This window comes from Leptolyngbya sp. DQ-M1, from assembly GCF_039962505.1.
In the GTDB taxonomy this organism is placed as follows: Bacteria; Cyanobacteriota; Cyanobacteriia; order Leptolyngbyales; family Leptolyngbyaceae; genus Leptolyngbya.
Genome location: NZ_JAMPLJ010000016.1, coordinates 14681 through 27090, shown reverse-complemented (window position 1 = coordinate 27090; position 12410 = coordinate 14681). Strand labels below are relative to the sequence as shown.

At 45.1% G+C, this 12410-nt stretch carries 10 protein-coding genes; 8 read left to right on the top strand and 2 right to left on the bottom strand.

Translation table 11 applies throughout. The features are described 5' to 3' along the window. Window positions 1-17 precede the first annotated feature (17 nt). From NC981_RS23675 to NC981_RS23640, 8 genes are all read left to right on the top strand, one after another. Window positions 18-221 (top strand): hypothetical protein, encoded by a 204-nt coding sequence (locus NC981_RS23675; protein WP_348245295.1) that lies wholly within the window; start codon window positions 18-20, stop codon window positions 219-221. Window positions 222-266: 45 nt separating this feature from the next. Further along, window positions 267-1793, top strand: a complete 1527-nt coding sequence (locus NC981_RS23670) for a cytochrome b5-like heme/steroid binding domain-containing protein (RefSeq protein WP_348245294.1) — start codon at window positions 267-269, stop codon at window positions 1791-1793. Window positions 1794-1822: 29 nt separating this feature from the next. Then, a complete protein-coding gene (locus NC981_RS23665; protein WP_348245293.1) occupies window positions 1823-3016 on the top strand; it encodes a 3-oxoacyl-[acyl-carrier-protein] synthase III C-terminal domain-containing protein in 1194 nt (397 codons plus the stop codon). Between the two features lie 126 nt (window positions 3017-3142). Beyond that, complete coding sequence (locus tag NC981_RS23660) at window positions 3143-4858, top strand: cyclic peptide export ABC transporter (protein ID WP_348245291.1); 1716 nt, start codon at window positions 3143-3145, stop codon at window positions 4856-4858. A 144-nt stretch (window positions 4859-5002) separates the two neighbouring features. Continuing rightward, window positions 5003-8188 carry a filamentous hemagglutinin N-terminal domain-containing protein gene (locus NC981_RS23655; RefSeq protein WP_348245289.1) on the top strand — a complete coding sequence of 1062 codons (3186 nt, stop codon included), beginning with the start codon at window positions 5003-5005 and terminating at the stop codon, window positions 8186-8188. A gap of 124 nt (window positions 8189-8312) precedes the next feature. Next, window positions 8313-8753: an SH3 domain-containing protein gene (locus NC981_RS23650; RefSeq protein ID WP_348245287.1), complete on the top strand. Its 441-nt coding sequence runs from the start codon at window positions 8313-8315 to the stop codon at window positions 8751-8753. A gap of 251 nt (window positions 8754-9004) precedes the next feature. Beyond that, window positions 9005-9181, top strand: coding sequence for a hypothetical protein (locus NC981_RS23645; RefSeq protein ID WP_348245285.1), 177 nt, complete (start codon window positions 9005-9007; stop codon window positions 9179-9181). Window positions 9182-9391: 210 nt separating this feature from the next. After that, window positions 9392-9655: a Mo-dependent nitrogenase C-terminal domain-containing protein gene (locus NC981_RS23640; protein WP_348245283.1), complete on the top strand. Its 264-nt coding sequence runs from the start codon at window positions 9392-9394 to the stop codon at window positions 9653-9655. Between the two features lies 1 nt (window position 9656). Here the strand turns inward: NC981_RS23640 and NC981_RS23635 are convergent, their stop codons facing one another. After that, window positions 9657-11372, bottom strand: coding sequence for a ShlB/FhaC/HecB family hemolysin secretion/activation protein (locus NC981_RS23635; protein ID WP_348245281.1), 1716 nt, complete (start codon window positions 11370-11372; stop codon window positions 9657-9659). 305 nt (window positions 11373-11677) lie between these two features. Then, a complete protein-coding gene (locus tag NC981_RS23630) occupies window positions 11678-12076 on the bottom strand; it encodes a hypothetical protein (RefSeq protein WP_348245279.1) in 399 nt (132 codons plus the stop codon). Between the last annotated feature and the right edge of the window lie 334 nt (window positions 12077-12410).

Genomic DNA, 12410 nt, shown 5'->3' with positions numbered 1-12410 from the left:
CAATCCCCTCAAACACTATGACAGCTCCCTCTTCAAGCCATCGGAAAATCTACAACGATATTACGCAAATCCAAGTCCAGCTAGATGCAACACTGCAAAGCATGTTAGAGCAGGCAGGCAGCAGAATTCACATCGATCGACAAACAGAACTCAAACAAAACATTGAAAGCACAAATCAGCGATTAGAAAAACTCAAAGCGCAATACATTTGCCCAGTCTGAAACAGCAGAACCACTCACAGAAATTACAAGGAGCAATGAGACCCCATGAGCAGCGAAACACAAACGCCTGAACGACAACTCCAGACCGAGAAAAATGCTTTTCAAGGTGAAGAGCATGAACTTCCCAAACGCCCTCCTAAAGCAATGGCTTCTCCTGAATACACCAGTAACAATATGCCCAATGTCTGGGTGTACAACGGCGAAGCTTACGACCTCACAGATTTCATGAAGAAGCATCCTGGCGGCGAATTCTTCATTGGGCGCATGAAGAATCGAGACATTACCACTGTTGTTAATATCTTTCACCGCAACCCTGCAAAGGTGAAGAAGATGCTTCAGAAATACGCTTTGGGACGAAAAACAACGCCCGAAGACTTGCACCCAAAATACAATGCACCGCCTTTTCTCTTCCATGATACCTTTGATGGTCGCAGAGACACTCCTCAGTTTGATTTCGAGACCAAAGAGCAACTCCTCGATCGCATTAGAACTCGATTGAATACGAAAGAAATGCAAGCAAAGGTCGATCGCATGGATTTCCTCTTTGATGCAGTGACCATTACTCTAGTTCTTCTCTACATCTTGGTACAAGCACTTCGACTCACAGTGGCACAATTCATGCCGATTTATCTCTTTGCGCCATTGATGGTGATGCTCAGAATCTCTCTTTCAGGTGCAGGACATTACTACAATCACCGCCCACAAGTTCGATTCAATAAGTTCTTCGCTCATGTGTTTGACATTAACTATGTTCCGATGTCCTTTGTTGTGATTGATGGTCATTCTTTGATGCATCATCCCTACACCCAAAGCAAAGTTGATGTCAAAACCAATGTATTCACGGCAATGATGGAACTACCTCGTTATTACCGAGTTCCATTCCATACCGTCCACAAGCTTGCTCATGTATTAACAGGGATGTTGGTTCGGACAGTCGAGATTTCATACTATGCCGTTCGATTTGGGGTACACAACTTCTATGGCACTTGGCAACGCGGACTACCGCACTACATCGGTATGATCTTTATGCGAGTGTTGCTACTCGGTGAGCTAGTTCTCTTTGCCCTTCGTGGAGATTTCGTTGCTTGGTTCGTACAGTTTGTTCTCACAACTTGGATTAGTACGTTCATGATTGTGGCAAGTCACGATTTTGAAGTCGAAGATTCAGCCAACACGGAACAGATTGAGCAACAAGATTGGGCAGTATTCCAAATCAACAATTCCTACGACTTGACGATGATTGGCAACAAATATATTGATTGCTTCTTATCAGCAGGTCTGAGTCCTCACCGAGTTCATCACGTCTTACCTTATCAACGCAGTGGGTTCGCCAACATTCTCAGTGAAGACATTGTTCGAGAAGAAGCTGCAAAGTTTGGTGTGCCCTGGTTAGCTCCTAAAAATTTCTTCCTCGATCGCTTACCGCTTCTGGTTAATCACTACTTGCTAGAGCGATCGCGCATGGCAGATGAGAAAAACTTTGGACTGCTGACAGAGCATTTCCACCCCCAAGCGTTAAAGACTTCGTTCGACTACATTCTCAAAGGTTTCGCTGGCATTGGTTCTATCTAATTTCACACACTCTATTGGAGCAATACATCATGACGACAATGATTCCTCTCAAACAATCCCTCTCGCAATCTGCGATCATTAAAGCTCAACCTTACTTCAGCAATTCTAAATCGATTCTTGCAACGATCGAGAGCATTGCAACTGGAACACCTGAACACTGTATTTCTCAAGTTGATGCTGCTCGGACTGTTGCCCAAATGCCGAATCTGGTAAAAAACCAAAGCCGCATCGAAACGCTGTACCAAAACACGCGTATCAACACCCGTCACCTGGCTCTCAATTTGTTATCCGAGGATGCGCTGACCACTACTCAAAGCAGTTCGATTCAAGATCGAATGCAGATGTATCAATCGTATGCGATTCCTCTAGCTGAGAGAGTTGTCAAGCAAGCCCTAGAATCTGCTACCGCAAAATCAACTTTCGGTTGTCCAGAACTGCTCAAAGATTCGATTCGTCAGATTGTCTTTGTGTCTAGTACAGGGTTTGTTGCTCCAGGCGTTGATACGAAAGTGATTAAGCGGCTTGGGCTGAGACGGGATATTTCCCGCGTTACGGTGAATTTCATGGGCTGTGCGGCAGCAATGAATGGCTTAAGAGTAGCGAGCGATCATGTGCGATCGCATCCTACGCATCGATCTCTAGTGATTTGCTTGGAGCTGAGTTCAGTCAATGCGGTTTTTGAAGATGACATCAATGATGTGATTATTCATAGTATTTTCGGGGATGGTTGTGCGGCAGTGGTTGTGGGAGCTTGCGAAGAAGGGCAGGCGTTAGAAGGAAGAATTGTTATTCGAGATTATCTGAGTCAGTTGATTGCTGATACAGAAGATGGAATTACTCTCGGTGTGCAGGACAATGGCATCACTTGTAAGCTATCCCGCCAACTGCCGGACTACATTGAAGCGGGAGTTAATCCAGTGATTGAAAGCTTTCTGGAGCAAAATGGATTGACCAAAGAGCAGATTGATTTGTGGGCAATTCATCCAGGTGGGACTCGAATTGTGGAGCGATCGCAGCGTTCTCTCGGTCTAAGTGATGATCAGGTTGCCTATAGCTGGGAGATTCTGAGTGAATACGGAAATATGCTGAGTGCTTCAATCTTATTTGTACTAGAGAGAATGCTATCGAAACAGGAATCTTCAGATGAAAGATTACTGACTGGACTGGCTTTTTCATTTTCGCCTGGAGTTGGAATTGAAGGCATCTTGTTTCAAAAACTTTAGGGCGTACTTCAAAGGCTTCTCACTACATCTCTATATTCAGGGCGGACATGAAGAAGCCGAAGGGTGTTAAACACGCTCTAGTATTGCAATCTATTCAAGACCAAATCATTCTATGAGGACACAAGCATGAGATTCATTCGATTCCTGTTAGAAATTTCGTGGCGGAGTATCGTGATTGCTGCGAGTGTGGGGTTTGTTAGTGGCTGCGGTAACTCATTGTTGATTGCACTTGTTAATCGTTCAATTCATGAATCTTCTGTGCCAAATGCGCTTCTCTATTTTGCTGGATTAGCAATCTTTACTTTACTCACAAGCGTTACCTCACAATTCATGCTGATTCACTTGGCACAGGGAGCCATCTATGAACTGCGATTAAAGCTCAGCCGCAATATTCTCTCTGCTCCACTGCAGCATTTAGAACAATTGGGTGAGAGTCGATTGTTGATGACTTTAACCGATGATATTCGAGTTCTATCTCATGCCGTATCTGTTATTCCTAATCTGTTTATTGATCTCGCGACAGTCGCAGGTTGTTTGGTTTATTTAGCCTGGCTATCAAGTACAATCTTTGCTTTAACTGTTGGAATTAGCGCGATCGCAATCTGGGGAGTTCAGACCAAAGTGAATCAAGCTCGATCACTGTTCACCGTTGCACGAGACGAAGAAGATCATCTGCTTCAACATTTTCAAACGATTACTCACGGAACCAAAGAACTCAAACTTCATCGAGCGAGACGAGAAGATTTCATCTCAAAGAATGTACAAAGTAGTGCTTCTAAACTGCGGCAGAAAAATAGCAAAGCAATGAAAAGCTTTGCGGTTGCTAATGGATTAGGACAATCCTCTCAATTCTTCACAATGGGTTTTGTTCTGTTTGTTCTCCCGCTGTTCCTGCACGTTCCCCTGCCGATGCTTTCAACCTATGTTCTAACTAGTACATTTATTTCGATGCCGATGCAGAGTTTGTTAAATCGCCTTCCTGATATCATGCGCGGCAATGTGGCTTTGCGAAAAATTGAGCGACTGCGGCTCTCACTTACCAGTCAGCTAGAACATGAATCGATGCCTACTTTCAAAGTCAACTCCCACTGCCAAGTTGAACTCGACCAAGTCACCTATCTTTATCAACCAGAGCGCGAAGAAGAGGGGCCTCAGTTGCATCATCCGAGAGGAGACCGACCAATCAGCAGCCGACTAGTCACGCCTCCTCCAATGATTGAAGAAAGAGGGTTTTTCTTGGGAGCTATCACACTATCTTTCAAACCTGGAGAAGTAACTTATATTGTCGGTGGTAATGGAAGCGGTAAATCAACCTTAGCAAAATTGATTGCAGGTTTATATACACCCCACGACGGCGCGATCTATCTGAATGGAGTTCGGATTACAAATCACAATCGCGAATGGTATCGGCAACATTTCTCGGCTATCTTCTCTGATTTTCATCTGTTCGATAGCTGTCTAGGATTTAACCGTCCTAACCTTGATGAAGAAATTGAAATGTACTTGCAACAGTTACGCCTCGATCATAAGGTACAAGTCAAAAACGGCATTCTCTCGACAACTCGCCTTTCTCAAGGGCAGCGCAAACGGTTAGCACTTCTGACCGCTTATCTTGAAGACCGACCGATTTACCTGTTTGATGAATGGGCATCGGATCAAGAACCGCTCTTTCGAGAACTGTTCTACAAAGAAATTTTGGTCAAACTGAAGCAGCAAGGTAAGACTGTGATTGTTATCACTCACGACGATCGATATTTCCATCTCGCAGACCACATTGTTAAGCTCGACTACGGCAAGATCGAGTTAGATGAAAAGCCACTCTCTATCGGTCACAAAGCTTAATCTGAAGCCAGCAAAGTTTCAGCTTAAATAAGGAATGATGCGGCATTTGGAGAATTCCCACCTGTGCTTTCCGTAACTCGATTTCTCTTGCAAAGCAAATCTTGTCAGCTCGCAAGTCATTTGATTGGTTTGAGTTGTTTCTGGATGAGTTCTCTCAATATCGCTGTTGCTCAATCGATTGTTCCGGATCAAACCCTGCCGCCCAACGAGCGATCGCAAGTCTTGCCTATCTTTCCCTCTGAAGATCTGATCACCGGTGGTGCAACTCGCGGCAGCAATTTATTCCACAGTTTCCGACAGTTTAACGTTGAAGCAGGGAAAGGTGTTTACTTCCTTGATCCTGGAAAGATTCAGAATATCTTTAGCCGAGTTACAGGTAATACTCGTTCTGAGATTTTTGGTACATTGGGCGCGATTCAAATCGTTAACGGTAATTTTGCACCTACTAACGCGAATCTGTTTTTGATCAATCCCAACGGAATTATTTTTGGTGCAGGAGCGCGGCTGAACTTAGCTGGCTCCTTTGCTGCAACTACAGCACCAGGAATTCAATTCGGCGACCAAGGTAGCTTTAGTGCCATTAATCCGACTGCTCCAGGTCTTTTAACGGTCAATCCTTCTGCCTTTTTATTCAACCAGATTGCAGCACAGCCGATCGTTGTACGATCGCTCAATCTAGATTTTACAAAGCCCGAGGATCTAGCCATCCTGGGAGTTAATCCAAATAGAAGCTTGCTGCTAGTTGGCGGAGATGTACGCTTAGAAGCAGGATTGCTCAGTGCGAACGGTGGTCGCCTTGAATTAGGAGGATTGGCAGGCTCAGGAGCGATCGGACTCACTACAGATAATGCTCGTTTGAGTCTGAATTTCTCGTCTGACAGTCCACAATCCAATGTTGCGTTTACTCAAGCTGCGGGTGCAAATGTAACGGGGCAAGATGGAACAATCTCAATTCAAGCTGGTAATCTCGATGTTCTTGATGGCAGTGTTCTTTTTGCGGGTATCAATAGCGGAACTGATCCCACAGCACAAGCAGGAGATATTCGCATCAATACAACTGGAACAACCACGATCGCGGGTTCTGGAACTGTTCGCTTTGCGACTGGAACACTCCTGACTCGGAATTCCAATGTCTTGAACACAATAGGAACTGGAAGCACCGGAAATAGTGGCAATGTTGTTATTCAAGCGAGATCAGTTAAGATTCAAGATTCTGCTCTAGTTGGAACGAGTGTGACTGGAATTGGAACTGCGGGAGATCTAAGTATTCAGGCGAGCGATCGAGTTCTTGTTGACAATGCCTTTCTTAACACAGGCGTGTTAGGTGATGGACAGGGAAAGAGTGGCAATTTGAACATTGTGGGGCAAACTTTGACCTTGAACAATCGCGCTCTGATTTCAGCGAGTTCATTTGGGCAAGGGGAAGCCGGAAATGTTCTGCTGCAAGCGACGGGCGCAATTTCGGCAAAAGATTCGACTGTCGCTGCCACGTTTTCTGGAGAAAGAGGAAAAGGAGGTAATGTTAGTATAGAGGCTGGCTCTTTGCTATTGGATAATGCTCGATTTAACACAGGCACGTTTGGACACGGAGACGCAGGAAGTATTGCAATTCGCACACGCGATGCAACGTCTCTGACGAATGGCAGCCAAATCAGTTCTAGTGTCATCGCTTTCCCACAGTTTGGATTTGTTGGAATTGGAAATAGTGGCGCAATTCAAATCGATGCGGCTGCACTTTCTCTAAGTGGGGATTCTACCATCTCAACACTGACCTTTGGTGTTGGGAATGCGGGGAGCATTAAGATTCGAGCCAGTGATGCAGTTCGGATGGATAACAGTAGTATTTTTAGCGATGTGAGTTTAGGTGCGATCGGTCGGGGTGGCGATACTCAAATTCAAGCACAGTCTGTCTCGCTGTTGAATCGCTCGCGATTAACAACTGGAACACTAGGGCAGGGAGATGCAGGTCATCTCTCGGTGCAAGCCAAGGATTCTATTCAAATCAGTGGCGAAAGTCTGGTTTTGAGTGCTGTGCAGGCGGGTGGAATCGGCAAAGCAGGCGATGTATTACTTCAAGCCCGATCGCTGTCACTTTCCGATAGTGCTAGATTAGTCACCGGAACTTTTGGACGAGGTGATGCAGGCAATCTCTCTGTGCAAGCAAAAGACTCGATTCAGTTGAGTGGTGATAGTTTAATCTCTAGCTCCGTGCAGGCGGGTGGAATTGGTAAAGGCGGAGATGTCACAATTCAAACGAGATCGCTCTCTCTAACAGAAGGCTCACAAATTCAATCAGCAATTTTCCGCTCACTTGGCGGTCTACCTCCTGGACAAGGACAAGGTGGAACGGTGCGAGTCAATGCTTTGGACTCTATTCAGCTATCAGGAACCAATGTAGAAGGATCTCCGAGTGCGTTGACTACCACGGCTGAAGTCAGTACTCAGGGACGAGCAGGCGATCTGTATGTCACAACCCCAGATTTGACAATCCGCGATCGTGCCAGTATTGGTGCTGAAACCCGCAATGCTGATCCAGGTGGAAAAATTGTCATGCAAGTCGGCAACTTGACGATCGCGAATGGTGGACGAGTGCAAACCAGCGCGACTAATTCGGGTAATGCAGGCACAATCGATGTCCAGGCAAATTCGGTGCAACTTCAGAACGGAATCATTTCAGCCGATTCGGTTCAATCTGGCGGCGGAAGCATTGCCTTAAATGCACGGGATGTTCGACTCCGAGATCGATCGCTCGTTAACACAAATGTTGCTCAAGGTGCAAGTGGTGGTGGTGACATTAGCATTAACGCCAATACTTTCTTAGCATTAGAGGATAGTGATATTTTGGCGAATGCAAACCAAGGTCGCGGCGGCAATATTACTATTCGTTCAACGGCTTTTATTGCTGATTTTTTCTCAAGCAATCGATCAAATTCAGCCCGTTACACCGGAGATTTGACCCAGTTTCGAGGAAACGATCGGGTTGATATTTCTGCATCTTCTGCGTTGGGAATTAGTGGTACAGTCACAATCCCGGATTTTAGTTTCCTGCAAGACAATCTGACACAGCTACCACAAGCGTTAATTGATCCAACTACCTTGTTAGCTGATAGTTGTATTGTTCGGAATCGTCAGGCGGGTAACTTCATCATCACAGGTTCAGGCGGATTGGCAGCACGCCCAGGAGATGCCGCGATTGCATCGTTCTCAACAGGTGAAGTTCACGCCCTTCAGTCAGAACCACACAAACAGAGCCGTGAACGCATTGTTGAACCCCAAAGAATTTATCGCCTGTCGAATGGTCAACTAATCTTGAGTCGAGATTGCCCGTAGTTTTCTGCAAACAGATTGACAGAATCGTACAAGCACTTTCGCTGAAAGATTACTAGGAGTCAGTTGTCCAAATTTGTAGTAATAGAGTACAGACACAAAGTTATTCCAAGCCATTCGCACTGTTATGAAATTTCGTCGTTTGTTCGCATCATTGTCACTGATCACGATCGGCTTCAGTTTGGGCTTTAGTTCTCTTCCCGCAATCTATGTTCCTGTCTCTGCTCAAACACCTGCGAATCGTGCAGCTAGATTAGTTGCTAGAGAACGAGGTAGCCAAATTAATGTACGATCGTCCCCCTCAATCTCTGCGCCAATTAAACACTATGGATTAGATGGTGATACTGTGGCAGTCTTACAGGAATCAAAGGGATCAGACGGTTATAGCTGGTATTTTGTGAGATTTCCAAAATCACAAGCGATAGGTTGGGTACGAGGCGATTTCGTTGTATTTTCAAATCAATCCTCCGCTCCGAATTCTCCGATTCAAACGCTACCAGATGTGGAAATGTCCGCTTTCGGGCTGTCACTTATGAACGAGCAGAATCTGTCAATGCACCTGCACTAGAAGCAGCGATCGCGAAAGAGCTAGCTAGCGATACTGCTAATGTGCGCTATCTCTATAACCTGGTTGACCTGAATCAAGACGGTAGCTATGAAGCCATTGCCTATTTACCGAGCGCCTGTGGAACTGGAGGATGTTCGATGATGATCTTTAGAGCAGCTGGGAATGGACACGCATTAGTGTCGAGACACACTTTGATTCGGAATCCGATCGTAGTTAGTAATACAACAACAAATGGTTGACGCGATTTAGTCGTGTATGTTTCAGGTGGCGATGCAAAGCCAAGCTACCACGTCTTGAAGTTTGATGGTTCAGAGTATCCGCTCAACCCTTCAACCGCGTCAGAAGTTCCACCGGGTACGATCATTTCAGGTCAGTCTGTGAGCGCAGATCAGATTTTTCCGAATATTGGACTAAGAATTTCTAATTGATAGTAGCAATACAAGCATCTCATAGCCGTTAACCCAAGAGAGGTTAACGGCTTCAGTTGTCTGATTACCGTTTTCGGCAAAGTCAGTGACTTGATTGGGCAATATTCTCTACAACATTGTGTCATTAACTTGGTCGAAACAGGCCGTGTGTTCTTGGGAGGCTCGCTCTACTGTAAAAGTAATCAAGCAATACCAAAGGAGAACCGAATCATGTTACCCCCAATTCTTGACACGATCGCATCCAAACTCGATGCTCTCGAAATTCAAAGTTCAAACATGGCACATTTTTTCTGCCGGCTCATTCCTGCTCAATGTCCCTTTGAACGCACTATTTCCTGTTTTGGTCGAACCTTACTCTACATCCCACCGCTTTGCAAACTTAACCCATTCTACGAACAGCTAGTGAGCTTACGTTTTCGAGCATTGTGCTATCTTGCAGATAGTTGTGGTGAAGATATCACTACCTACTGCTAGTTCAAAATGGTTGATACCGCACTGAAAAATACAATCCATTCTCCTGCAAAGAATTTCCACGCCCAGAAACTGATTTGAGCGGAATCCCATAATCGATCCGAACATTCACACTAGAACTAGGATTCCATTCCACTCCCACCCCAATTCCCATCAGTAAAGAGTCTAGATCTGTTGCTTTGCGATTCCAACCTTTACCAATGTCAAAAAACGGGGCAATCTGCAAAACACTTGGGTCTTTTGTCAAAGGAAGGCGAAGTTCAATCGAACCTAAAACGCCATTATCTGTGACAAGCTGATTCTGACCATAGCCGCGGACTGTCCCAACTCCACCCAGACTAAATCTTTCTAAAGATAGGAGCGAACCTGGTGTAATTTGAGCAGCAGTTCGCGTGAGCAACAACACTCGCGGCGACAACTGTTGCACCGACTGAAACTGACCTAACCAGCTAAAGAATTGCCCATCCGTGCCTGTCTCATTAACTGTTGCACCCAAAGCATTAATTCCAAAACTGAACTGCGATCGAGCCGCCAAGACTCGATTTGGCGCACGGCTCACCCAATCTTGAGAAACCCTCAGTACCGTCACCTTCGATTCTCCAGTCTCTGCACCTTCTGAAAACGAGAACGGAATATCATCGAGCAGAAAGGTCTGACTGCGGCGTAAATCGAGAGAAAGCCCTAGTGCAAATTCGGTTTGAGGAGTGCGGACGATCGGTTGACGAAACGAGATCGCAAAGGTGCGCGTTTTGCTCCTAATCCCATAATCCCGAAAAATTTCATCGGTAATTCTGCTGCTATTGTTGCCATAGCGAAGCGCGATCGTAGCATCATTAGCACTAATCGGCACAGAATAGCTCAGGTCATATAAGTTCAAACCCTCAGTGCGTCCGTATTCTGCATTGAAGCGATCGCCGAGTCCCAATAGGTTATCGTGGTTCACAAGCACTGAACCTTGAAGCGAACCGATACTAGGGGATTGATGATTGTCTAGCCCAAATCCGATGTGGAGTGCAGGTGCTTCGAGAAGTTGCACGCGCAAAACATTGCGACCCGGAACACTGCCTGCACTCAGCTCTGCATTGACCCTGACAATTAATGGATTCAGTTGCAAAAGTTGTAAGGCACGTTCGAGTTTCTGCTGATTTAAGGGGGCGCTCACTGCGAGTTCTAAGCGCTTTCTCACATAGTGATCGTGCAATCGCCGAAGTCCACTGATCTCAATTCGTTCTAGCACACCTTCAATCACTTGAATTTTAACAATTCCTTGATCCAAAACTTGATTGTTTGGAAGATATGCTCCTGATGTTACATAACCACTCTTGATATACAGTTGGGTAATTGCAGAACGCAATGCAATCAGGTCATCAAAGGTAATCTCTCGGTTCTCATAAGTAAGAATTAGGTTTGCAATTTCTTCTTTAAGAATAGTATTGCCTACAACTTCGATTTTTCGTGCTTTGAAGCGAAGGTCAGAATTTGCAGGAGTTTTAGATTGACTTAGAGTGGGGATCTGAAGCAGAGGTTGGGGCAGCGAATCAATCGGCGCTGGTGGCGTTGACGGGAAGGGCTCTGTAGGCTTTGAAATGGTTTGTTCGATAATATTAGGGACTATGGGTGGAATTGAAACAGGAGAAGGTGAATTTTGCGCTGTTGCGATGTTATTGGAACTACTCAAAGCGATCGCGACTACTATGACAAAATGTGCCTTTTTTTCCATAAATATTTGATTACAAAGATTTATTGTTATTCTGCCCAACAGATTCGCGGTTCTACTCTGTTCGATACAGTATCGTTTTTACCTCGATTACGACAAATGTTCTTAAGCTTAGGATACTGCTTGCTTATCAGTCATGTTTAAACTTTAAAGCATAAGTGGTCAAAAACCGATCGCTTCTCCAGAGGATGGATCGACGATCGGTTTCTGTAGATATTTTATAGCCTCACATTCGCATATTCTGCAATCTTGCAATTCTTGATCTCGTCTGGGAATTGCATTGATACAATACCTAATGCGAGAGCTGATCAGTACGCACAAAAGCGTAAATCATAGTAATCTTTATCGCTAGCAAGTTGAATTCGATAGTCTCCAGTTTGAGGAACTGTGACTGATCCAACTTCTCCGGCTGACATGAGAAAATCTTGAACTTGTTGTCCTTGGGGATTAATCAAGGTAACTAAAGAAACATACTCATCCATATTGCGAACCTCAAAGCGCTGTCCAGCTTTCAAGCGCATCATATACACTGGAAAGGATTCTTGCTTGTTGTAGGCATAAGAGACAGAATAGGGCGTGCAATGGCGTTTTGCCGGAATTTGTACTCGAATATCGGCTTTTGCAATGCTTGGAAATGCACAGAGCGCTACTGTGGCGGCAACCCCGATCGAGAGCAGTGAAGTGATAGTTTTAGATGTGTTTTTCATGAACATTGAGAGTTCTCCTAGAGTGATGATGAGTTTGAGATAGATTCGAGCAGGTATAAGATGCAATGCCCACGCAGGAAGGGAAGCAGCTACAACTCTGAATTTGCAATAACTGAGAGCTTTACAAATGCGGGACTTCCTGACTGATTGGAGAGTTTGAGACAGAAAGATAGCAACCGAGTCGGTAACGATTTTGAACCTCCTAGATTCAAAATTAAAGAACTTGAACTTTCACAATGACCCGAATTTGGATTGGCAAGAACATTCGGCGGACTGATAAGAGCTGCGATCGAGGTGGTTAAAATCATTGCTGTAGCTAGGAGGTTGTATTTCA